The organism is Streptomyces sp. NPDC087906, assembly GCF_055584925.1.
In genome coordinates this window covers 1-23,367 of the sequence record NZ_JBVJLC010000012.1, presented here as the reverse complement: position 1 = coordinate 23,367, position 23,367 = coordinate 1, and the positions used below count along the sequence as shown (strand labels likewise).

Here is a 23,367-nt window from a genome sequence, read left to right as displayed (position 1 = left end):
AGTGGCGTTTAACAAGCCTGCCCCCGAGGCCTCCCCCGAAACATCTCCCTTCGGCGGCCTCGCCACCGAAGCCCCGCCTGACGGGGCATGGGGCGACTGGAACCCCGGTGACTGGAATCCCACCGAGGAGTCCGTCCTTCCGGTACGCGGCAGGCATCGCGTGGCCAAGCAGCGCAACGGTCTCGCCCGCAGTTCCACGGTGCTCGGTGTCGGTGTCATCGCCGCCGTCGGCGCCGGCGGTATCGCCACGGCGCAGGAGAAGCCCGCGGTCTCCATCTCGCTGCCGGACTCGATAGCCGACCACATCCCGGACGCCAAGTCGCTGCCCGGTATGAGCGCTCTGCTGCCGGACGACACCGAGCCGAACATCCTGGCCAGCGCCCCGCTCGGCGGCACGAACCTGGTGGCCAGCTCCGAGGTCCAGCACGGCGCGACCGCCGGCAGCGACGCGGGCGAGGCCCTGCGCGCCCGGATCCTCCAGCAGGCCGAGCACCAGCAGGCGGAGGCCGACCAGGCGGCCCAGGCCGCCGCCGAGGCCACCGCGGCGAAGAAGGCCGAGGCCGAGGCGGAGAAGCAGCAGACCGAGGCGCAGAAGAAGGCCGAAGAGGCGAAGCAGAAGGCGGAGGAAGCGGCCAAGAAGAAGGCCGAGGAGCTGCGGCTCGCCAAGCTGGCCTCCAGCTACACCCTCCCCGTCGCCTCGTACACGATCACCTCCACCTTCGGCGAGGCCGGCTCCATGTGGGCCTCCGGCTACCACACGGGGCTGGACTTCGCCGCGCCCACCGGCACCCCGATCAAGGCCATCCACAGCGGTACGGTCAAGTCGGCCGGCTGGGCGGGCTCGTACGGCTACCGCACGGTCCTGGCGCTGGACGACGGCACGGAGCTGTGGTTCTGCCACCAGTCGTCGATGACCGTCACCGCGGGCCAGAAGGTCACCACGGGCGATGTGATCGGCCGCGTCGGCGCGACCGGCAACGTGACCGGGCCGCATCTGCACCTTGAGGTGCACACCCCGGACGGCTCCGGTATCGACCCGAACGCATGGCTGCAGGCCAGGGGCATCAACCCCTGACCCCACCAGACCCCGGCGGCTCCGGCGCTCACCCCCCGACGTCGGAGTCGTCGGTCTTTCGGCGTTCAATGGACGAATGACCGATCTACGAAAGCTGGGCACCTCCGACCTCCACGTCTCCCCGCTGGCCCTCGGCGGCAACGTCTTCGGCTGGGGTGCCGACCAGGCGCAGTCCTTCGCCGTACTGGACGCGTACACGGCGGCGGGCGGCAACTTCATCGACACCGCCGACTCGTACACCGCCTGGGTCGACGGCAACGAGGGCGGCGAGTCCGAGACGATCATCGGCGACTGGCTCGCCTCGCGCGGCAACCGCTCCGACGTCCTGATCGCCACCAAGGTCGCCAGCCACCCCCAGCGCAAGGGGCTCGCGCCGGCGAACATCAAGGCGGCGGTCGAGGACTCGCTGCGCCGGCTGCGTACCGACTACATCGACCTGTACTACACGCATGTCGACGACACGAGCGTCTCCGTCGAGGACATCGTCACGACCCTCGACCAGCTCGTGAAGGAGGGCAAGGTCCGCGCCCTGGCCGCATCGCAGATCGGCCCCGAGCGGCTGTCCGAGTCGGTCGCCTTCGCCGAGAATGAGGGCCTGGCCCGCTATGCCGCGCTCCAGGTCCACTACAACCTCGTCTCGCGGGACAGCTACGAGGGCGAACTCCGCGACGTCGTCGCCCGGCACGGGCTGGCCGCCGTGCCGTTCTTCTCGCTCGCGCGCGGCTTCCTGACGGGCAAGTACCGGCCCGGCACCACGGTCGAGAGCGTACGCAGCGAGGGGGCGAGCGCGTATCTGGCGACCGACCGGGGGCCGCGGGTCCTCGACGCGCTCGACCGGGTCGCGGCGGCGCACGGCGCCGAGGTCGCGACGGTGGCGCTGGCCTGGCTGGCGGCGCAGCCGACCGTCGCCGTGCCCCTCGCGTCCGCGCGTACGGTCGAGCAGTTGCCGCCGCTGCTGGCGGTCGCTGACCTCGAACTGACGCCGGAAGAAGTGGCCGAGCTGACGGCGGCGTCGGCGTAGGGGGGCGTCCTCGCGATCCGGGCTCAGTACTGGCGGTACGGGTTGTAGCCGTCGTAGTCGACGTACGGCGGCGGCACCCAGACCTGGCCCGTGGCCCGCGCCGCGTAGGTGAGCGCGGGCCCGGCCAGCTCCTTGCGCGCCCACAGCCGGTCCAGCAGCTCCCGCTCGCGCGCGGCGAAGTCGCCGACGGCGAGACCGCGTCCGGCGCGGTGGCGCAGGAACGCCAGGGACGTCGCCGACACCTCGTACTCGGTGACCGCCCTGGCGGCCGTCGTGCCGTACGTGCGGCCCGCGTAGTCGCGCGCCATGGTGCGCGCCCGCATCGAGGACAGCGCGGCCGGCTCGGCAGCGCCCAGCCAGCCCGCCGCCGCGTACGCGGGCAGTTGGGCGGCGACGGTGCGCAACTCGCGCTGTCTGGCCCAGATCACCAGCCAGGTCACCAGGCCGAAGACGGGGAACATGAACATGCCGTAGACCGCGTAGAAGCCGTACGGGCCGAAGGCGGACGACGACACGTTCCACAGCGCGTGCATGCCCATCGCGAGGAGCAGGCCGAGCAGCGGCAGCGCGAGGCGGCGGAGCTTGCGGTGCGGGGGCGCCAGGGCGGCGAGGCCGAAGCCGATGCCGGTCATCACCGTGAACAGCGGATGTGCGAACGGCGACATGACGATCCGTACGAAGAAGGTGGCGACGGTGTAGGTCGCGAAGCCCGACTGGCCGAAGTCGCGGTCCTCACCGAAGGCGTTGCCGAGGTAGAGGATGTTCTCGGTGAAGGCGAAGCCCGTGGCGGTGAAGCCGGCGACCACGGCGCCGTCCACCAGACCCGTGAAGTCGCGTCTTCGGAAGAGGAAGATCAGCAGCACGGCCGCCGCCTTCGCGCTCTCCTCGACGACCGGCGCCACGACCGTCGCGCCGAGGGATTCGGCGCCCGCCGGGTCGGCTGTCGCCGTGGCTATCCAGTGGGTCGCGAAGGAGTTCGCGATGATCGCGACCAGCGCGGCGGCGCACGCGCCCCAGGCGAAGGCGAACAGCAGATTGCGCCACGGGCCGGGCTCGACCCGCTCCAGCCAGCGGAAGGCGGCCATCAGCAGCGGGACGGGCAGCACGGCCAGGCCGAGGCCCACCAGAAAGCCCTGGGTGCCGGTCTCGTGCCTGACCAGCGTCAGGATCACCAGACCGCAGAGCGCCAGCAGGGTGATCACCACCCCGGCGCGTACCGCCTTGCTGTGCCAGAACGCCCGGCCGGGCCAGTAGCGCCGCCGGCGCACGGGCTCCGGCACCGCGCCCCACAGCTCGCCGCCGCGGTCCCACACCTCGGCGACGGGGATCGGTGGCTGCGGTTCGAGGCGCTGCGGGGACGGTTCTGGCACCTGTCGACCCTAACGAGAGCCGCCGCCAGCCGCGATGGTGCCTGGCGCGGGTGCGGCCGGATATGAGCGGCGGGCCTACGAGTCCGTGCCCGTGCGGCGGAACAGCAGGTCGTGCACGGCATGGCCCTTGTCGAGGCCCTGGCCCTCGAACCGGGTCAGCGGCCGGAACGCGGGACGCGGCGCGTAGCCGCCGTCGGGGCTGGTGTTCTCGAAGCCGGGATGGGCGCCGATGACGTCCAGCATCTGCTCGGCGTACGGCTCCCAGTCGGTCGCGCAGTGCAGCACGGCGCCGGGCTTCAGCCGGGCGGCGGCGAGGTCGAGGAACTCGGGCTGGATCAGCCGCCGCTTGTGGTGCCGCTTCTTGGGCCAGGGGTCGGGGAAGTAGACGCGGATCCCGGCGAGCGAGGCGCTGGGCAGCATCTCCCTGAGCAGGATCACCGCGTCACCGTTGGCGACCCGGATGTTGGACAGGCCGTTCCGCTCGGCGAGACGGAACAGATTGCCCTGACCCGGGGTGTGTACGTCCACGGCGAGGATCCCGGTGCCGGGATCGGCCTCGGCCATCGCTGCCGTCGCCTCGCCCATGCCGAAGCCGATCTCCAGCACGACCGGCAGCCCGCCGAACATCTCCGGCAGATCGAGGACCCGCTGCCCGTCGATGTCCAGCCCCCAGTCGGCCCACAACCGCCGCAACACGTCGGCCTGACCCGTGGTGACCCGACTGCGACGCGGCTGAAAGCTACGGATCCGACGCTCGAAGTGCGCACCGGCGGGATCGGCGGCAGGGCCGGTCCCGTCGGGAAACATCCGACTGGCGGGGCGCGCCTCGGCGGGCGAGGGGAGGTCGGTCATCTCGGTCTTCTCAGGCTCGGACACAATGCGCTCGATTCTACGGAGCGCCACGGCGACCGAGAAACCCGCGACCCATGGGCCGGGGGCTGAAGGGGGTCGTGCAGGGGTGGTGTCCGGAGCGTAAAGCGTGATTTGCGGCGCATCTCGGCGGTCACTGCACGTCAGAGGCGCACGCGCCGTAAATCGTGCAGCGCAGGAGGCCACCCCGGAACGGCCCCCGGCGACAACAGCAACCACAACCGGCCGCCCCGACCGCGCCGGACGGCGACACCGCGACCAAGACCGGCAACCCGGACCCGCGCCGGACGGCGACACCGCGACCAAGACCGGCAACCCGGACCCGCGCCGGACGGCGACACCGCAACCAAGACCGGCCGCCCCGACCCGCGCCGAACGGCGACAGCGCAACCAAGACCCGCAACCAAGACCCGCAACCCAGGCCCGCAACCGACCCGCGCCGTCAGTCGTCCGACAGCGCCGCCAGTGCCCGCCGCGCCACCTCGCGGCCGATCGGGAGCGACGCCGTCGCCGCCGGGGACGGGGCGTTCAGTACGTGGACCGTGCGGGGGGCCTCGCGGATCAGGAAGTCGTCGGCCAGCGTGCCGTTCCGGAGGACCGCCTGGGCGCGTACTCCGGCGGGGGACGGCAGCAGGTCGGCGTCCCGTACGGCGGGCAGCAGGCGGCGTACGGCCGTGGCGAAGGCGCGCTTCGACAGCGACCTGTGCAGTTCGCCCGCGCCGTACCGCCAGTGTCTGCGCGCCGTGCGCCACGAGCCCGGCCAGCTCAGGGTGTCCGCCAGTTCGCCGGGGCGCAGCACCGACCAGCCGTAGCCCTCGCGGGCCAGCGCCAGGACCGCGTTCGGCCCGACGTGCACCGCGCCGTCGACACCGCGCGTCAGATGCACCCCCAGGAAGGGGAACGCCGGGTCGGGCACGGGGTAGACCAGCCCGCGGACCAGTTCGGGGCGGGCCAGTTCGTAGTACTCGCCGCGGAACGGGACGATCCGCATCCCCGGGTCGTCGCCCGCGAGCCGCGCCAGCCGGTCGCTCTGCAGTCCCGCGCAGTTGACCAGCGCGCGGGCCCTGACGATCTCGCCGGCGGCCGTACGGACGGCGACACCCCAGGGGCGCCGGTCGACGGCCGTCACCTCGGCGCCGTACCGCACGGCGGCGCCCGCTGCCGCCGCCTCCTGGGCCAGCCGCTCCGCCACGGCGGCGAAGTCGCACACGCCCGTCGAGCCGACATGGATCGCCGCGACGCCCCGGACGCGCGGCTCGTACGCCCCGATCTGCGTACGCCCCAGCTCCCGCACCGGGATCCCGTTCTCCCTGCCGCGCTGGGCCAGCGCGTGCAGCCTCGGCAGCTCGTCGCGCCGCGTCGCGACGATCAGCTTGCCCGTGACCTCGTGCGCGATGCCGTGCTCGGCGCAGAACGCGACCATCTCGGCCGAGCCGCTGACCGCGTAACGCGCCTTCAGCGAGCCGGGCGCGTAGTAGATCCCGCTGTGGATCACACCGCTGTTGTGGCCCGTCTGATGGCGCGCCGGGCCGCGCTCCTTCTCCAGCACCACGACGCGGGTGTCCGGCGCCGCGCGGGTGAGCGCGTACGCCGTGGACAGGCCGACGATGCCGCCGCCGACGACCAGCACGTCGCAGTCGAACTCCGCAGGTCCTCGCCCGCTCATGGCGCACCACCTCCCACCCCGATAGTGCACCGGACCACTGACAGCGCGCGGCACCGGGCGGTGGTTGCGACGGGTCCACGCACGCGTCGGCCCCTGCACCGGCGCCACCATCGGGTGCCCCGCCGTCAGGCGCCGCAATCACGCACGCGGGGCGCCGCAGTCACCGACCACCCGCACCCGCTACGCGGGTGCCACCAGCAGCGGCCTCGCCCGCTCGCGCAGCTCCGCCACCCGCGGCTCGTCGCCGTACGGTTCGAGACGGTGCAGCAGATCGCGTACGTACTCGGTGGTGCGCGCCGACGAGATCCGCCCCGCCACCTCCACCGCGCGGGTGCCGGCCGCGCACGCCGCGTCCAGATTGCCGGACTCCAGCTCGGCGACCGCGCTCACCACCAGGCGTAAGCCGTGCGACCGTACGAACTCCTCCGTCGGCCGGGACAGCGCCTGTTCGGTGAACCGCCGCACCTGGCGCGGCGCCTTCAGATCGCGGTAGCACTCGGCGGCGTCCGCCGCGAACCTGTCGTACGAGTAGAAGCCCAGCCAGCTCGGGTCCGCGTCGCCGGGCCGCGAGCGCTCCAGCCACCCTTCAGCGGCCTTCAGGGCGGCACCGGCAGCGACGGCGTCGCTCGCCTTCGCGTGCGCCCGCGCCTCCACCAGCCGGAAGAAGCTCATCGTGCGGGCCGTGGCGAGACCGCGGTTGCGCTCAAGCGCCGCCTGGGCCAGGTCGACTCCCTCGTCGGCGAAGCCCCGGTACGTCGCCTGGAGCGACATCGACGCGAGGACGTACCCGCCGAGCGGTACGTCGGCGGCGGCGCGCGCCAGGCGCAGCGCCTGGATGTAGTACCGCTGCGCCGCCTCCTGTTGACCGGTGTCGAAGGCCATCCACCCGGCCAGCCTGGTCAGTTCGGCCGTGGCCCCGAACAGGCCCCGGCCCACCTCGTCGCTGTATGCCCCGAGCAGCAGCGGAGCCGCGTCCACCCGCAGGCATTCCGGCACCATCGACGAACGCCAGTCGCCGCCGCCGTACTTGGAGTCCCAGCGCCGCGCGTCGGACGCCGCCTCCCGCAGCTTCGCCACGTCGCTGTGGCCGACGCGCAGCGGCGACACCTCTCCCGAGGTCTCGCCACCCTGTCCGTGCGCTCCCTGCGCCGCCTCCGCCACCGCCGCGTCGCGCGCGACGGAGGAGTCGGCGGGTGTTATCAGCCACCGTGAGGCGGGCGTCGCGTAAGCGCTCACTGCGAAAGATCCGGCCAGCGACTGCCAGATGCCGCCTCCGCCGGCCCTGCGGCCCGCGAGATCGAGCCGGTACAGCTCCGTCGCGGAGCGGACCGCCTCCCCCACGTCGCGCGGGAAGGCGAGGCCGACCTCGGGCGCGGGATCCGCGTCGGCCAGCCCTATCTCGTGCAGCGGTACGGGCCTGCCGAGCTTGGCGCCGATGGCCGCTGCGATCAGATGGGGCGCCGCACCCTGCGGGACCATCCCCTTCGACACCCAGCGCGCCACCGACGTTTTGTCGTAGCGAAGAGTCAGACCGCGCTGCGCTCCGAGGTCGTTGACACGCCGGGCGAGCCCGGCGTTGCTGATTCCCGCGAGGGCGAGAACGGTGCCGAGTTTTTCGTTCGGCCCGCGTAGCTCTCTGGACATGCGTCACCCCTCGACACACAGACGGCCGCCGCGTCGCGGCATAGGCGCGCGGCATTCGTAAACCCAGCGTAGTTCGCCACATCCCGACCGTTAAGGGGCGGACTTCCGGATGGCGGGATTGTTGTCCGTACGGGAGTACGTGCGGAGATCGCCGGCCGGCGGGCCGTGCTCCCGCTGTGTGGCCGTGCGCCCGGCCGTGCGCCTTGGCCCGAAGGGAGCGGTGGCGCTTCCATGAGACCTGCGTGGGTCGGCCCACTGCGTACTGGAACCAGTGGGCTGGGGGATACCGCCGCCCCAATCCCCGCGGGCGGTGGATCGGTCCGGGAGGCGCGGCGCGCCTCCCGGACCGAGCGTTTGCCGGCGTATCGACGCCGTGCCCAGTTCGGAGATTGGCTGAATGCTGCCTGTCCGCCGACAGCCGAATCTTCGCCAAATGGCTCATGCCAGGGGCGCATTCACTTTCCCGTACGCGCGCCCCGTAGCCCCTCCTGTGCCCACTTGTCGTGGCAGCATGGTCCCGAACGGGCACGGACCTCGGTCGCGCCCGACTTTGTCCACAGGCTGTGGAGGCGGCGATGCGCTGGTTGGTGGGGTGGAGCAGTATCGCCGCGCACTTCGGCACGGCGGGGGCCGTGGGGCCGGTCGGTGAGGGGTCCGACGGCGGTTCCGTACACCCGGTGGGCTCCCAACTCCTGTGGGGCGACCCGGATCCGCTGTGGGCCGTCGGCGACTGGCGGCCCGACGAGGTGCGCGTCGTGTCCATCGACGCCTTCAACAGGCTTGCCGTACTGGGCTGCTGCGGCGCGACGGACGAGCAACTGCGTCTGGGGCTGTTCGCCGCGCGCGGCGGCGCCCTGCGCCATCTCACGGCCTGGACGGGCAGTTACACGGCCGTCGCCCAGATCGGCAGACGGATAACGATCGCGGGCGACCTCGCCGGCGCGAGACCCGTCTTCTACACGCCGTGGGCGGGCGGCACCGCGTACGCCACCGCCGCCCTGCCCCTCGCCGACCTCATCGAGGCCCAACTCGACATCGGGCACCTGGCCGCGCTCCTCGCCTGCCCCGAAACCCCGGAGGCGCTGCGCGACTCCACGCCCTACGACGGCGTCAAGCGCATCCCGCCCGGACACGCGCTGATCCTGCGCGAGGGCTCGCGCGAGATCACCGGCTACGAGCCGGTCGCCTCGCTCGCCGTCGCCGCGGCCCAGCGCGACCCGGACCGCGCCGTCGAAGGCGTACGGGACGCCCTCGTCGAAGCCGTACGCGCCCGGCTGACCGCCCCGCGGCACGCGCCCGAGACCGCCGCCCCCGACCCGGGGCCCGTGCCCGGCATGGGCCCCGCCGACCGGCGTGCCGCACGCGGGGCGCCCGTCCCCGGCATCGGCGCCGACCTGTCGGGCGGCCCCGCTTCGGCCACGCTCGCGCTGCTCGCCGCCGGACTGCCCGGCGCGCCCGGTACGGTCCTCGGCCACGGCACGGGCGCGGGCGAGCGGCTGCTCGCCGTCACCTTCAACGACCTGTCGCCGGGCCGCCGCGACGAGGCCGAACTCGAACGCGCCCGGATCATCGCCGCCAACCCCCGGCTGCACCACGTCGTCGTCGCGGCGGGCGAAGAGGCCCTGCCGTACGCCGAACTCGACGGCGCGCTCACCGACGAGCCCGGCCCCTCGCTCATCTCCGCCGAGCGCCACCGGCGCCGCTTCGCCGCGGGCAGCGCGGACCACTTCACCGGCGCGGGCGCGCGCGAGGTCCTCGACGCGCACCCCGCGCGCATGGCCGACCTGCTGCTCGACCGGCGCAGACGCAACCTGCTGCGGCCCGTCACGGAACTCGTCAAGGCCGAAGGCGCCTCGCCCGCCTCGCTGTTCGTGCCGCTGACCGTCTACCGGGCGGCGCGCAGGCTCGCCCGTACGCCCTACCGCACCGGCCTCGAACAGGCCGCCGCCCGCCTCCCCGACGCCAACAGGGCCGCCAACTCCCCTGTCTACGAAGGGCCGGTCAACGCGGCCCTGTCCGCCCTCACCTGGTCCCGGCCAGGACCCGCCGCCCGCTGGCTCACCGGCGAAGCGCTCGCCCAGGTCGCCGCCCGGCTCACCGCCGCCGCGACCCGCCCCACCTCCGTCCAGCGCCCGGGGGAGGCACGCGCGCGTGCCGTCCTCGCCCGGTACGCCGCCGACCACCGGGTCTTCGAACAGGCCGCCGAGATCCGCAGCCAGCGCCTGCACGCCCCGTTCCTCGACAACCAGGTCGTCCGCGCCTGCCGCGAACTCCCCGAAGCGCTCAGGGTCCAGCCGGACGCCCGCGCCGAGATCCTGCGCACCGTCCTCGCCGGAGCCGGCATCCACGACCTTCCGCAGGGCTGGGGCGCCACCTCCCGCGAAACCTCGGCCGCCGCCACCCGCGCAGGACTGCGCGTGGCGGTCGGCGACCTCATCACCCTCTTCGACGCGCCTCTGCTGGCGGACGCGGGCCTGATCGAGGCCCGCGTGGTCCGCAAGGCCCTCCGGGCGGCGGCGGAAGGCGAACGCGTCCCCCTGGACGGCCTGGCCGACCTGGTCTCCACAGAACTGTGGCTCCGCCGCCTGCTGTCCCGCCGAGGCACCTGCTGGACGGGCACGGCGGCACCCCGCCAGCGAGCGGTGGCGGGCGGCGTGATCCCGCGCCCGACGCTGCATCCGTAGAGGCCGCATCCGTAGCCCGGATCCGGTTGCCGGCGGGCGGCCGCGGGGCGACGCCCCGGAGAAACCACAGGCCGTTGTCAGACCCTGAGGTGACAATGGGGCCGTGCGGTATTTCATCCTGGGGGTCACCGAGGCGCGGGACGCGGCGGGCGGCGTGGTGCCGCTCGGCGGGGCTCGGCTTCGGGCTCTGCTTGCCGTGCTCGCCTTACGTCCCGGGCGGGCCGTGCCGGTGGGGGAGTTGGTCGACGGGGTGTGGGGCGCCGACCCGCCGTACGACGCCTCGGCCGCGCTGCAAGCGCTCGTCGGGCGGCTGCGTCGCGTCCTCGGTAAAGAGGCGATCGATTCGGACCCCGGCGGCTACCGGCTCGTCGCCGGGCCCGACGACATCGACCTGTACGTCTTCGAGAGGCTGGCCCGCGAGGGCGCCGCTCAGCTCGAAGCGGACGATCCCCGGAGCGCCGCCCGCACGCTGCGCGAGGCGCTGGGCCTGTGGCGCGGGCCCGCGCTCGTCGATCTGCCCGGCGACGACCACGGCGTACGTCCCGAGGCGCAGCGCCTCGCCGCGCTCCAGCACCGCATCGAGGCCGACCTGCGGTGCGGGACCACGCACAGCCTCGTACCGGAGCTGAAGGAGCTGACGGCGGCCCATCCGTACGACGAGCCGTTCCACGCGCTGCTCATCCGGGCCTTGCGGGCGCAGGGCCGCCAGGCCGACGCCCTCGCCGCCTACGAGCGGACGCGCCGCACCCTGGCCGACGGGCTCGGCGTCGACCCCGGGCCCGAACTGATCGCGCTGCACGGGCAGTTGCTGGCTGCCACCGGGCCGGCGGGAAGATCCCGCGCGGCCCCCGGTCCGCCGGTCGCCGGGGCCCCGGGTTCGGCTGGGGGTGCCGGTTCGGCTGGGGGTGCCGATTCGGTCGGGGCGCCCGGTTCGGTCGGGGTCACCGTTTCGGCCGGGGCGCCGGGTCCGGTCGGGGCGCCCGGTTCGGCCGGGGTCACCGGTTCGGCTGGGGCGCCGGGTCCGGTCGGGGCGCCCGGTTCGGCCGGGGGCGCCGGGCCCGTCGGGGACGTCGGTTCCGCCGCCGGGCCCGCAGGCAACATCCGGCCCCGGCTGACCTCCTTCGTCGGTCGCGAACGCGAACTCGCCGCCATCCGCGCCGACCTGGACCGCTCCCGCCTCGTGACGCTCACCGGACCCGGCGGCTCGGGCAAGACCCGGCTCGCCGAGGAGTCGGCGCCGCCCGACGCCTGGCTGGTCGAACTGGCCCCGCTGGACCACGCGTCCGCGCTCCCCGGCGCCGTACTGAGCGCGCTCGGCCTGCGCGAGACGCATCTGCCCACCCGCGACGACCGGGCATCGGGTCAGGACAACCCGACCGCCCGGCTCGTCGACCATCTCGCCCGCCGCCCCATGCTGCTGATCCTCGACAACTGCGAGCACGTCATCGGCGCTGCCGCCGCACTCGCCGAGACGCTGCTCACCCGCTGCCCGGGGCTGCGCGTGCTGGCGACCAGCAGGGAACCGCTCGGGGTCCCCGGCGAAGCCGTACGGCCCGTCGAGCCGCTGCCGCGCGACACCGCGCACCAACTGTTCGCGGAGCGGGCGCGGGCGGTGCGGCCCGAGTTCGACCCGGCGGACGATTCCGCCGCTGTCGCGGAGATCTGCCGCCGGCTCGACGGGCTGCCGCTGGCGATCGAACTGGCCGCCGCCCGGCTGCGGTTGCTCACACCCCGCCAGATCGCCGACCGGCTCGACGACCGGTTCCGGCTGCTGACCAGCGGCAGCAGGACCGTACTGCCGCGCCAGCAGACCCTGCGGGCCGTGGTCGACTGGTCCTGGGACCTGCTGGACGAGCGGGAGCGCTCGGTGCTGCGCCAGGTCTCCGTCTTCGCGGGCGGCTGGGACCTGACCGCGGCGGAGAGCGTCTGCGGATCCGCCGCCGACGCGGGAGCAGCCGCAGAAGCCCACGCCGCACCCTCCGCCGACGTACCGGGCCTGCTCGGCGCCCTCGTCGACAAGTCCCTCGTCGTCGCCGCCCCCACCGACGGGCCCGCCGGCCCCGGCGGCGGCGGCGAGATGCGCTACCGCCTCCTGGAGACCATCCACGAGTACGCCGTGGAGCGCGCCGCCGCGACCCCGGCCGTCCGCGCCACTGCCGAGCGCCTGCACACCGCCTACTTCACCGGACTCGCCGAACAGGCCGAGCCGTTGCTGCGCTCCGGGGAGCAACTGCCCTGGATACGGCGGCTGGAGGCGGACCTCGACAACATCCGCGCCGCCCTGCACCGCACGGTCACCGTGACCGGCGACGAGAAGACCGCGCTGCGCATCATCTTCGCCGTCGGCTGGTTCTGGTGGCTGCGCAACTACCGCCCCGAGGGGCTGGCCTGGGTGGAGCGCGCCCTGAAGCTGGGACCCGACACGACAGACCCCGACGACCCCCGTTACTGGCCCCGGATGCATCTGCTGGTGATGCGGCTGTTCCTCGTGGCGGAGAGCGACGGGACGGACAAGCTGCGCTCCGACCCGTCCTTCCAGGACCTCGTCCGCCGGGTCAGCGACGCGTTCGGCAAGCCGGGGCCGCACGGCGCCCGGTTCCCCGGCCTGCTCTGGGGGATCGTCGGCCACTTTCACGACGAAACCGTCGACATGCGGGCCCAGATGGACGCGTCCCTCGCCAACTGCCGCGTGTACGGCGGCGACTGGGAGGTCGCCGTCCTGCTGATGGGCCGTACGCACGTCCTGGTCGATTCGCCGGGCGGTATGGCCGACGTGGACGAGGGCCTGGCCGAGCTGCACCAGCTCACCCGCCGCGTCGGCGACCGCTGGATACGCGCGCAGGTGGCCAGCGCCGTCGCCGAGGCGGCCATGACGCGCGGCCAGTACGCCGAGGCCGAGGACGCCTACCGGGAAGCGCTGCGCTTCGCCCGCGAGGTCGGCGCGCACGCCGAAGCGCCGTTCCTGCTGACCCGGCTCGCCGAACTGGCCTTCCGCGCCGGGCACACGGCCGCCGCCGAGCGGGGCCTCGACGAGGCATGGGCGGAGGCGGAGCGCCACGACGTCCAGGACACGCGCGCCTTCGTCCTCGTCATGCGGGCCGTACTCGCCCTGGACCGCGGTGAGTTCGCCCAGGCCAGGGAGGCGCTGGACGGTGCGTGCGCGGCGGCGGAGCGCGGCACACCGCCGCCGCAGTTCCAGCTCGTGCTCGACGGGGTGCAGGCGCGGGTCGCGGCCCATGAGCCGACGGGACCGGCAGCCGCCGTCCGATCGCTGGCGCCGGTGCTGCGGCGGGCGATGGGCAGCGGCCTCGCGGCCGGCATCGTCGCCTCATGGGCCGAGATGTCGGCGCCCATCCTGCTGCTCGCGGGCCGGCCCGCCGCCGCCGTACGGGTGCTGGCCGCTGTCGAGGCGCACCGCGGGGACGTGCCCCGTTCGGCACCGGAGCGAAGGGCGGCCGAGCGGTCGAGGCCGAGGCGCGGGCGGAACTCGGCCCCGCCCGCTTCGCCGCCGAGCGCGCCGCGGGCGGCGGACTCACCTTCGAGCAGATCGCTGAACTGCTCGAAGCGCCCGCCGACCGCTCCTCCGGCGCGTCGGTCAGCGGCAACTGACCCCGCCGGTCAGCGGCAACTGATCCGCGAATCTGCCCAGTCGGCGACGGCCACCGAGCTGAACGACGAGTCCGGCTCGACAACGAGCCGGATCGACTTCTGCCCGGCGATCCCCACGGACACGGGCACGGCCCGCTGGCCGCCCCGCAGCACGGGCGAGCGCCATAGCCGGCCCCCGTCGCCGTAGACGGCGAACCGTACGGAGCCGAGGCCCAGCGTCATGTCGTCCACCCCGACCATCGCCTCGTACGACGAACAGCTCCGGTTGAGATCGATCGTGACCGACGAGCCGGCGTGCATGCTCACGCCGTGCGCGTAGCGGACACCGCCGACGGAGACATTCGTACGCTGCCAGAGCCAGCCGCTGCTGCCCAGCCGTACCTCGGGCTTCGTGCCGTCCCCGATGACGCCGTAGGAGAGCCGGTTCACCTGGAAACTGGCGGGCGCGGGTGCGGGGGCGGGCGGCTTCGGCGCCGGCGGCTTCGGAGCGGGCCGGGCCGGGGCGGCGGGCGCGGGCGGAGCCGTACGCACCGACGGCTTCGGCGCGGGCGGCGGCGCCTTCTCCGGCGGCTTCGGCTTGGGCTTGGGGCGGGGCTTGGCGGGCGCCGGAGACGCGGGCGCCGGCTCGGGCGCCGCAGGGGGCGCGCTCCTGGGCGGATCGGGCTTCGGCGGAAGCTGCGGTACGACCTGCTGGGCGACCGGCGGCTTCGCGTCCGGCCGGTCCGGCGCGTGGTCGCCGCCACCGGCGGTCAGCGCCCACACCACACCGGCGGCGGCCACCACCACCAGGCCCGCGATGCCCACCTTCACCGGGGCGCCGACCCCTTCGGCCGCAGCGCCGCCCGCCGCACCACCGGCGGCCCCGGCCGCCCCGCCCGACGCGCCGCCCGCCGCAGCGGCGGCGCCGGCCCCGGCAGCGCCCGCCGCGCCACCCGCCACCAGTCCGACGGCCTTGAGCGAGTACGCGGCGGCGGACCAGCCGATCACGGCGATCAGAATCACGTTCGGGATGCCGGAGTTGACATGCGCCAACTCACCTGCGGCGAGACGGCACTTGGCGCACTCCGCCAGATGCTTGCGCAGCCCGCGCTCGGCCCGCATCCGCAGGCCGCCGCGCGAGTAAGCGCCGAGCCGGTCGGCGTAGCGCGCGCAGTCGCCGCCCGCGGTGAGCGAGGCGCTCACATGCGCCTGGAGATAGGCCTGCTTGAGACCTTCGCGCGCACGGCCCGCCAGTACGGCGGTGGCGTTGGCGGTCAGCCCGAACAGCGGCGCGACCTGACTCGGCGACTCCTCCTCGACGGTGGTGTGCCAGAGCACGGCCTGCCACCGCTCGGGCAGGCTGCGGAACGCCTGCATGGCCAGCGACTGCTCCGCCTCGTGCATCGCCCGTACGTCGGCGCCCAGTTCCAGGGTGTCGTCGTCGGAGATACCGGAGGAAGCGACCGCCTGCGCGGCGAACACCGCGAAGTCCTCGACCAGTTGCTCGCGCTTCGCCGACTTCGTCCAGGACGCGGCGACGCGCCGTACGGTCGTCAGCAGATAGGCCCGCACCGCCTGCTCGGGCCCGGCGCCGCCGCGCACCGCCTGGAGCGTACGGGCGAACACCTCGGCGGTCAGGTCGTCGGCGGTGTGCGCGTCACGGCAGCAGGTACGGGCGTAGCGGCGGACCGCCTCGGAATGCCGGCGGAACAGCTCCTCGTACGCGCTGTCGTCGCCACCGCGCATGCGCTGGATCAGATCGGCGTCCGACGGCGGCACCTCACCGGCGGAACCGGCCGTACCCGCCGCGCCGACCGCACCCGCGTCGCCCGCCGCACCGGCGATGTGCAGTTCGAGCGTCGGCACATCGTCCTCGCCCTGCGCGCGCTCGCCCTGCGTATCGCCGGACACCTGCCGGTCCGCGAACTGCCCGCCTCCGAAGGTGCCTTCGGGCCCGGACCAGCGCCCCTCGCGCTGCTGCGGCACGCTGCTGTCCGCACCGGGCACGATGCTGTCGTCGGGCCCCGCGGCAGGGTTCGGCACGACAGGCCCCTGCCCGTCAGCTCCCGGCCCCGACGCTCCCGGGCCACCGGAAGCCCCCGGCCCTTCGGACTGGCCGAAGCGGACAGGGCCGCCCGTCGTGGGACCGCTCATTCCTGGCACACTCGTCGGACCTGTCAGCCCCGGCGACCCCTTGGGGCCGCCCTGGCTCGGCACCTGACGCGACGGTGGCTCACCGGGTTCCGTCCCGCCGTCGGCGCCACCGGCACCGCCGCCACCGAGCGGCTCGTCCCGTCCGTCACCGCTCATCGCGGAAGCCCCCGTCCGCACCGCTCAGACCCAAACACCGGGCCAGCGTGCCACAGCGCGCGGCCCCGGCCCGGCCGGATTCCGGGCAACCACCCGTCCGGGGACGTTTACGGCCCGGCACCCCACTCCGTCTGCGGCACGGCCGGGGCGCCCACAGGAAACCATCCTGCGGACGCCTCAACACCTTGCATTCGAAGCCGCCAAGGGCTCATGGCCGGGCCGCCGTGCCACCGCGCGGCGGCCCGCCCACCGGTCCGCACCCGCAACTTCACCCGTTAGGGAGATCCAACAGCGCCCGATTGCACGCCAGTTCGATGCGGGAGCAGTACTGTCACATCCTGCGGCCTAGGCCGCCCGCGGGCGCAGCCCCTCCAGCAGGATCTCCAGCAACCGCGCCGAAGCCGCCGCCTGCTGCGCGGCATCGGGCAGCGCCGGCGCCGCCGTCGCGATCACCAGCAGCACATCGGCGACCGTCACATCGCCGCGCAACTCCCCGGCCTCCCTGGCCCGTTCCACCAGTTGACCCACGACGTCCAGCAGCTCGATCGCCCCCGGGTCGTCGATCCCCTCCACCGCGAGATGCCGCGCGAGCACCCGCAGATCCTGCTGGCTCTGCCGCTGGTGCGGCACACGGGGCTCGGTGGGCAACTCCCTGATCACCGGCTCGTCGTCCCCGTCCACCCCCGCCCGCAACACCTGCGGAGGCAGCAGCCGTCCGGCACCCGACGCCACCGACGTACGCAGGAAACGCGAGAGGGCCGACCACGGCTCCTCCTCCTGCCCGAGGGCGGAACGCGCCTGGTCGGTCAGCCGGGACGTCTCCTCCTCGGCTATCCGCCGGACCAGTACGTCCTTGCTCGGGAAGCGCCGGTAGACCGTGCCCACCCCGACTCTCGCGCGCCGCGCCACGTCCTCCATCGGCGCCCCGTACCCCAGCTCGCCGAACACCTCGCGCGCCGCGCGCAGTACATGTTCCAGATTGCGCTGTGCGTCCACCCGGAGCGGCGCTGAACGCCCCACCCCGGAACCGCCCGCCCGTGCGTCGTCGTCAGAGACGACAGCAGGCTGCCATGTCGAATCCTGAATGTGCATATGTGTTCCCCCGGTAATGATGTGTCTCCCCCCGGAGACGCCCCGTATTGACATCGGAGCACGCTGAAGGCCCAGTCACGAGCCGCCCGCTCCGATGACTACGAACATAGTTGAGCCCACGGCAATTCAGAAGGGGGGAGTTCCGTATGGCGGGCCGCCCGATCGGAGCAAGGATCGGCAGGTGTCTGATTCGCCCCTGCACCGCACCCCCGCAGACCCATTCTGACCTGCGAACATCCCGCAAAACATGAGCATTTGCCCGGCCGGCCGCCCGACCGGGCTCCGGTCACACAATTTGTCGGGGCTGTGGACAAACACCGGAGCTGGAGGCGTCATGGGGTAGTGATGGCTGAGATCTCTCCCCGGGCGACCCCCGCGTCGACGCCCGCCACGCGCATTCTCGTGGTCGGCGGCGGCTACGTCGGCATGTACACAGCGCTGCGCCTCCAACGGAAACTGAAGAGCGGCGAAGCGGAGATCACCGTACTGTCGCCCGACCCATATATGACCTATCAGCCGTTCCTCCCCGAAGCCGCGGCCGGCAACATCTCGCCACGCCATGTCGTGGTCCCGCTGCGCCGGCTGCTGGACCAATGCAAGATCGTCGTCGGCGAGGCCACCGCGATCGACCACGCCAAACGCACCGTCACCCTGCGCACCCCCGCATCCGAGGAAGAAGGCACCGGCAGCTACGAACTGGCCTACGACCAGCTCGTCCTCGCCCCCGGCTCGGTCTCCCGCACCCTGCCGGTCCCCGGCCTCGCCGAACACGGCATCGGCTTCAAGACCGTCGAAGAAGCCATCGCGCTGCGCAACCACGTCATCGAGCAGATGGACATCGCCTCGTCCACCCGCGACCCCGCCGTCCGCGACGCCGCCCTCACCTTCGTCTTCGTCGGCGGCGGCTTCGCAGGCGTCGAGGCACTCGCCGAACTCGAAGACATGGCCCGCTACGCCACGCGGTACTACCACAACATCAAGGCCGACGACCTGAAGTGGATCCTCGTCGAGGCAACCGGCCGGATACTGCCCGAAGTCGGCGACGAGATGGGCAGCTACGCCGTACGGGAACTACGCGCCCGCAACATCGACGTACGCCTCGAAACCCGGCTCAACTCCTGCGAGGACCGCGTCGCCGTCCTCAGCGACGGCACCCGCTTCCCCACCCGCACCCTCGTCTGGACGGCGGGCGTCAAACCCCACCCCGTCCTCGCCGCCAGCGACCTCCCCCGCGACGAACGCGGCCGGCTGGCCTGTACGACCACCCTCGCCGTCGACGGCGTCGAGAATGCCTGGGCCGCCGGCGACGCCGCCTCCGTACCCGACCTGACCTCGGACGAACCCGGCACCCGCTGCGCCCCCAACGCCCAGCACGCCGTCCGGCAGGCCAAGGTACTCGCGGGCAACATCCTCGCTTCCCTGCGCGGCGCGCCCCTCCAGGACTACCGTCACGCCTACGCGGGCTCCGTCGCTTCCCTCGGCCTCCACAAAGGCGTGGCGCATGTCTACGGTCGTAAGGTCAAGGGCTACCCCGCCTGGCTGATGCACCGTACGTACCACCTCAGCCGGGTCCCCACCTTCAACCGCAAGGCCAGGGTCCTCGCCGAGTGGACACTCTCCGGTCTCTTCAAACGCGAGATCGTCTCGCTCGGCTCCCTGGAGCACCCCCGCGCCGAATTCGAAGTCGCCGCAGGAGGCGAACACCCCGAAAAGAAGTAGCAACGGCAACGATCCGAAGGCCCTCCGCGTCCCCGCCAGCGCCCTCGCCCGTCCGGACGTGTGACCATAGGTGGGTTCACATCTGCACAGAGTGACCCGGAGTGACCCGGCCGGCTCGGCGCAGCAGGCCCCGACGACCCGCCAGGCCCGACCCGCCCGGCAAGACGAACAGCACGACGACACCATGAGGCCCAAAAATCCGTGAACTTCACGCGTTGGAGCGCCCGGCTCCCCGGAACACAGCGCCGCGCCGCCGCACGGACGGAGCACGGATCCGTGCCGGCGGCCCGTGGTGAGTACGACCAGCCCGCCGAGCCCGGCGACACACCGCAGGTCCCCGCGCTCGAAGACCTGTCCGTACAGCAGATCCTGGAAGAACTCCCCGCCCTGGTCGCGCTCGTGCACGGCACCGAGCACCGCGTCGCGTACCTCAACGAGCCCTACACCACGGCCTTCGGCGCCCGCGAACTCGGCACCCCCGCCGCCGAGAGCTGCCCCGAACTGGCCGAACTGGGCCTGTTCCCGCTCCTCGACCAGGTCCTGCGCAGCGGAAAGCCACGCACCGTCAAATCCCGCAAGGCCAGAACCCTGTCCCAGAGCAACACCAGACGCGGCGACAGCTCCTTCACCGTCACCTGCACCCCCGTGGACGCCCAGGGCTCAGGCGAAGGCGGTGTGCTCATCTACGCGGCGGACGTCACCGACCACGCGGAGGCCGCCGAACGGCTGCGCGCGGGCGAACGCCGACTGCGCGAAACCGCCGTCACCCTCCAGCGCTCCCTCCTGCCGCAGGAACTGGAACAGCCCGACGACCTGCGCGTCGCCGCCACCTACCAGCCCGGCGGCCTCGACGCCGCGGTCGGCGGCGACTGGTACGACGTGATCACCCTCGGCGCCGGACGCACCGCCCTCGTCATCGGCGACGTCATGGGCCGAGGCGTACGCGCGGCGGCCGTCATGGGCCAGCTCCGCACCGCGGTCCGCGCCTACGCCCGGCTCGACATGCCGCCGCACGAGATCCTCCAGCTCCTCGACGTACTCGTCGCCGAAATCGGCGTCAGCCAGATCGCGACCTGCGTCTACGCCGTCCACGACCCCAACGAGGGCGTCCTCGTCTACGCCTCCGCCGGCCATCTGCCGATCCTGGTACGCGCGGCCGACGGCACCGTCGAACGCGCCGCCGACCCCACGGGCCCGCCGCTCGGCGCCGGCGGCTGGCAGCACACCTCGGGCAGCATCGCCCTGCCGCCCGGCTCCACCGCCGTCCTCTACACCGACGGCCTGGTCGAACGGCGCGGTGAGGACATCGACGAAGGCGTCGGCTCGCTGGAACGCGCGCTGTCAGGCGCCAAGGGAAACCCCCAGGTCGTCTGCGACCGGCTGATCCGCGCCCTCGGCGTCACCGCCGAACACGACGACGACGTCGCCGTACTCGTCCTCCAGCACCCCGACCGCTCGGGCCCCGACGCCGAGCTGTTCCACAACGCGGCGCTCGACCTGCTCGGCGGCATCGAGGCGGCGCCACGCGCCCGCGCCTTCGCGTCGGGCGTCCTCGCCTCCTGGCGGTTCCCCGTCGAACTGCGCGACCTCGGCGTCCTCGCCACCAGCGAACTCGTCGCGAACTCGCTGCAGCACGGCACACCCCCGATGCGCCTGCGGCTGCGCCGCACCGACCGCCGGCTGATCATCGAAGTCACCGACGGCGACGACCATCTGCCGCGCCGCCGCCGCGCCGAACCGATCGACGAGGCGGGCCGGGGCATCTCGATCGTCGCGACGATCGCGTCGTCCTGGGGATCGCGCCGCACACCGGGCGGCGGCAAGGCGGTCTGGTGCGAATTCGCCCTGCCGAAGTGACGCGGCGGGGGAGAGGCGCGACGGGGGAGCGGCGCTGCGGGGGAGGCGCGTGTCTCAGTGCACGCTCTCCCGAGCGATTTCCCGCACAGGCTCCGGTGCGGGGTCGGGCACATGCTGGACGACGACACGTGACGTCGAAGCGAGCGACGGCCGCTCCTGAACGGCGGTGAGCTGTTTGCCCAGCCGCAGCGCCAGCACGGTGATGCCCAGCGAGAACAGCACGAACGTCACGATGTACGGCCCGTGCAGCGCGGCCCCCATCGGCCCGCCCACGGCCGGCCCGAGCGCCAGCGCGAGCTGCTTGACCAGCGCGAACGCCGAGTTGTACTGCCCGACGCGGGACGCGGGCGCCAGATCGGCCACCAGCGGCGCGACGGTCGGCGCCAGCATCGACTCGCCGAGCCCGAACAGCGCGTACGTGGACACGAACGCCACGGTCGCGAACAGAGGACCGACACTCCCGAGCCCGGCGAGCCCGGCCACGATCCACGCGACGGTCCAGACGAGCCCGACAGCCGCGATCACCCGCGTCCGCCGCCGCCGCTCCACCACCCGCAGGACGACGAACTGCGCGATCACGATCACCGCCGTGTTGGCGGCCAGCGCGATCCCGAGCACCGAAGGATCGATGCCCGCGGCCTCGGTCCCGTACGCGGCGAGACCGGACTCGAACTGTCCGTAGCAGGCGAAGAACACCACAAAGCCGAGGACCAGCAACTGCACCATCGCCCGGTGCCCCAGCAGCGCCCGCAGCCCGCTCCTGGCCGCTGTCCCGGCGGCCCCGGCAAGATCACCGACGACGACCGACGGCGGGCGGGGCAGCCGTACGGTGGCGGCGAGACCCACCATGACGAGGAACATCACGGCCTCGACGGAGAACAGCAGCGTGAAGCTCCCGGGCCTGCTCTCGTCGACGATCTGCCCGCCGACCAGCCCGCCGATGCCCAGACCCAGGTTCTGCAGGAAGAACTGCATGGCGAACATCCGGGTCCGCGTCGAAGGCGTCGTCCCCCACACGATCATCGTGGCCAGCGCCGGCTGCATCACGGCGGTCCCGGCCCCCAGCACGGTGGCGGACAGCACGGCTGCCGGGACACTCCCGGCGAACCCCATGCCGAGCGCCCCCGCCGAGGCCAGCACGGCGCCGCCCATCAGCACGGGCAGCGGACCGCGCCGGTCGATGACCCGCCCGGTGAACGGCAGCACCACGAGCGCGGCCATCGCGAAGACGGCGAGCACGACGCCGGCCGTACTCGCCCCCAGGTCGCGGACCTGGGCCACATACACATAGAGGTACGGAACGGTGAACCCGAGCCCGAACGCGCTGAGCACGTTCCCTGCCTGGATCCGGCGCATGTCCGCGCCCATCAGCCTTGTCACACTCACCTACCCTTGAATCGTGAAGTACTCGACTATGAAGACTTCGAAGCTAAAGTTAGGATCTGAACAATACACCTCGAAGGACTTCAAGGCCAGGGAGCGCCCGTGGGACACTGTCGGGATGTCCGAAACCCCCGACCCGGCAGGCCCGACGGGACTCAGTGAGCCGAGCCTCGACGAGCAGATCGCGGCCTACCAGCGAGAGTTCCGCGACCTCGACCCCCAGGTCGAAAAGGTCGTCTCGGCCCTCGGCCGGCTCAACCGCCGCATGAGCGTCGCGTACGGCCGGCAGGTCGCCGACCTGGGCATCAGCAACGCCGAGTGGGAAGTCCTGAAGACCCTCGTGGTCGCCGGAGCCCCCTACCGACTGGGCCCGGGTGAACTGGCCAAACGCCTCGGCCTCACCCCGGCCGCCATGACCCACCGCATCGACCGCATGGCGAGCGAGGGCCTGGTCACCCGCGACCGCGACGAGCACAACCGGGTACGGGTGATCGTCGAGCTGACGGACGAGGGCCGTACGAAGTGGCTCGCGGCGATGCGGATGGCCTCGGAGTTCGAGGAGGAGCTGCTCCAGGACCTCTCGGGCGAGGAGCGCGGTGTCCTGGGCGAGATGCTGATCCGCCTGCTCCGCAGGGTGGAACACGCCCAGCCGGACGCCGGCGGCAGACTGACGGACCTGGACTAGGCGGGGCCGCAGTACCCACCTGGAACCGACTTGACACGTCCGGGACCGATCCGTAAGGTTCTTCGAGTTGTCACGGAGCCGGTAGGTTCCACCGACAGCCACTCAGCCGCGGTAAGTAGCGGCACCCAAACTATGTGTGATCCCAGCAGGGGTGGATTTCGGCATGCCGAAATCCATTTCGTGACTCAGCTCGAATAGCTCGATTATGAGTCGCAGACGGAATCCGCTAAGGTTTGAAACGTCGGAACGGCCGAAGGGCCGGGAAGACAAATCCCGCTGACTGGGAATCAGGTTCTGAAAGAGTCTGATAGAGTCGGGAACACGAAGTACGCAGTACCGGAGGGAAGCGCCCGGAGAGTCCTGAGAGGGATTTGAAGGAAGCGTCCGTTCCTTGAGAACTCAA

General features: G+C 72.8%; 13 protein-coding genes and 1 pseudogene. 7 read left to right on the top strand and 7 right to left on the bottom strand.

Annotated features, from left to right (window positions below; translation table 11 throughout):
- Window position 1 precedes the first annotated feature (1 nt).
- Together ACZ63I_RS28335 and ACZ63I_RS28330 are read left to right on the top strand one after the other, a co-directional pair.
- A complete protein-coding gene (locus ACZ63I_RS28335) occupies window positions 2–1,075 on the top strand; it encodes a M23 family metallopeptidase (protein ID WP_469341983.1) in 1,074 nt (357 codons plus the stop codon).
- 76 nt (window positions 1,076–1,151) lie between these two features.
- A complete protein-coding gene (locus ACZ63I_RS28330) occupies window positions 1,152–2,096 on the top strand; it encodes an aldo/keto reductase (protein ID WP_469341982.1) in 945 nt (314 codons plus the stop codon).
- 23 nt (window positions 2,097–2,119) lie between these two features.
- Here the strand turns inward: ACZ63I_RS28330 and ACZ63I_RS28325 are convergent, their stop codons facing one another.
- The 4 genes from ACZ63I_RS28325 to ACZ63I_RS28310 form a co-directional block, all read right to left on the bottom strand.
- Window positions 2,120–3,466 (bottom strand): PrsW family intramembrane metalloprotease, encoded by a 1,347-nt coding sequence (locus ACZ63I_RS28325; RefSeq protein WP_469341981.1) that lies wholly within the window; start codon window positions 3,464–3,466, stop codon window positions 2,120–2,122.
- A 75-nt stretch (window positions 3,467–3,541) separates the two neighbouring features.
- Entirely contained in the window at window positions 3,542–4,318 is a 777-nt protein-coding gene (trmB, locus tag ACZ63I_RS28320) for a tRNA (guanosine(46)-N7)-methyltransferase TrmB (protein ID WP_469342192.1), read from the bottom strand.
- Between the two features lie 460 nt (window positions 4,319–4,778).
- On the bottom strand, window positions 4,779–6,002 hold the full coding sequence (gene lhgO, locus ACZ63I_RS28315; RefSeq protein WP_469341980.1) for an L-2-hydroxyglutarate oxidase: 1,224 nt from the start codon (window positions 6,000–6,002) through the stop codon (window positions 4,779–4,781).
- A 180-nt stretch (window positions 6,003–6,182) separates the two neighbouring features.
- Window positions 6,183–7,646: an MFS transporter gene (locus tag ACZ63I_RS28310; protein ID WP_469341979.1), complete on the bottom strand. Its 1,464-nt coding sequence runs from the start codon at window positions 7,644–7,646 to the stop codon at window positions 6,183–6,185.
- Between the two features lie 575 nt (window positions 7,647–8,221).
- Between ACZ63I_RS28310 and ACZ63I_RS28305 the strand changes: the two genes are divergently transcribed.
- Together ACZ63I_RS28305 and ACZ63I_RS28300 are read left to right on the top strand one after the other, a co-directional pair.
- Complete coding sequence (locus ACZ63I_RS28305; protein WP_469341978.1) at window positions 8,222–10,330, top strand: asparagine synthase-related protein; 2,109 nt, start codon at window positions 8,222–8,224, stop codon at window positions 10,328–10,330.
- Window positions 10,331–10,433: 103 nt separating this feature from the next.
- Window positions 10,434–11,081 (top strand): annotated as a pseudogene (locus ACZ63I_RS28300) (AfsR/SARP family transcriptional regulator); the annotation flags it as partial.
- A 2,867-nt stretch (window positions 11,082–13,948) separates the two neighbouring features.
- On the opposite strand, the gene ACZ63I_RS28295 reads toward ACZ63I_RS28300, so the two are convergent.
- Window positions 13,949–16,072, bottom strand: a complete 2,124-nt coding sequence (locus ACZ63I_RS28295; protein ID WP_469341977.1) for a sigma-70 family RNA polymerase sigma factor — start codon at window positions 16,070–16,072, stop codon at window positions 13,949–13,951.
- A gap of 501 nt (window positions 16,073–16,573) precedes the next feature.
- Window positions 16,574–17,320 carry a TetR/AcrR family transcriptional regulator gene (locus ACZ63I_RS28290; RefSeq protein WP_469341976.1) on the bottom strand — a complete coding sequence of 249 codons (747 nt, stop codon included), beginning with the start codon at window positions 17,318–17,320 and terminating at the stop codon, window positions 16,574–16,576.
- A 345-nt stretch (window positions 17,321–17,665) separates the two neighbouring features.
- Here ACZ63I_RS28290 and ACZ63I_RS28285 point away from each other — a divergent pair, with 345 nt between their 5' ends.
- Both ACZ63I_RS28285 and ACZ63I_RS28280 read left to right on the top strand, forming a co-directional pair.
- Window positions 17,666–19,039 (top strand): NAD(P)/FAD-dependent oxidoreductase, encoded by a 1,374-nt coding sequence (locus ACZ63I_RS28285; RefSeq protein ID WP_469341974.1) that lies wholly within the window; start codon window positions 17,666–17,668, stop codon window positions 19,037–19,039.
- Between the two features lie 201 nt (window positions 19,040–19,240).
- On the top strand, window positions 19,241–20,896 hold the full coding sequence (locus tag ACZ63I_RS28280; protein ID WP_469341972.1) for an ATP-binding SpoIIE family protein phosphatase: 1,656 nt from the start codon (window positions 19,241–19,243) through the stop codon (window positions 20,894–20,896).
- Between the two features lie 54 nt (window positions 20,897–20,950).
- Here the strand turns inward: ACZ63I_RS28280 and ACZ63I_RS28275 are convergent, their stop codons facing one another.
- A complete protein-coding gene (locus tag ACZ63I_RS28275) occupies window positions 20,951–22,264 on the bottom strand; it encodes an MFS transporter (protein WP_469342190.1) in 1,314 nt (437 codons plus the stop codon).
- A 133-nt stretch (window positions 22,265–22,397) separates the two neighbouring features.
- On the opposite strand from ACZ63I_RS28275, the gene ACZ63I_RS28270 reads away from it, so the two are divergent.
- Entirely contained in the window at window positions 22,398–22,964 is a 567-nt protein-coding gene (locus ACZ63I_RS28270; RefSeq protein WP_469341971.1) for a MarR family winged helix-turn-helix transcriptional regulator, read from the top strand.
- The last annotated feature ends 403 nt before the right edge of the window (window positions 22,965–23,367 follow it).

Coding starts and splice junctions, on each gene's coding strand:
- ACZ63I_RS28330 (WP_469341982.1), top strand. CDS start 1,152: ATGACCGATCTACGAAAGCTGGGCACCTCCGACCTCCACGTCTCCCCG.
- trmB (WP_469342192.1), bottom strand. CDS start 4,318: ATGACCGACCTCCCCTCGCCCGCCGAGGCGCGCCCCGCCAGTCGGATG.
- lhgO (WP_469341980.1), bottom strand. CDS start 6,002: ATGAGCGGGCGAGGACCTGCGGAGTTCGACTGCGACGTGCTGGTCGTC.
- ACZ63I_RS28310 (WP_469341979.1), bottom strand. CDS start 7,646: ATGTCCAGAGAGCTACGCGGGCCGAACGAAAAACTCGGCACCGTTCTC.
- ACZ63I_RS28305 (WP_469341978.1), top strand. CDS start 8,222: ATGCGCTGGTTGGTGGGGTGGAGCAGTATCGCCGCGCACTTCGGCACG.
- ACZ63I_RS28295 (WP_469341977.1), bottom strand. CDS start 16,072: ATGAGCGGTCCCACGACGGGCGGCCCTGTCCGCTTCGGCCAGTCCGAA.
- ACZ63I_RS28290 (WP_469341976.1), bottom strand. CDS start 17,320: ATGCACATTCAGGATTCGACATGGCAGCCTGCTGTCGTCTCTGACGAC.
- ACZ63I_RS28285 (WP_469341974.1), top strand. CDS start 17,666: ATGGCTGAGATCTCTCCCCGGGCGACCCCCGCGTCGACGCCCGCCACG.
- ACZ63I_RS28275 (WP_469342190.1), bottom strand. CDS start 22,264: ATGGGCGCGGACATGCGCCGGATCCAGGCAGGGAACGTGCTCAGCGCG.
- ACZ63I_RS28270 (WP_469341971.1), top strand. CDS start 22,398: ATGTCCGAAACCCCCGACCCGGCAGGCCCGACGGGACTCAGTGAGCCG.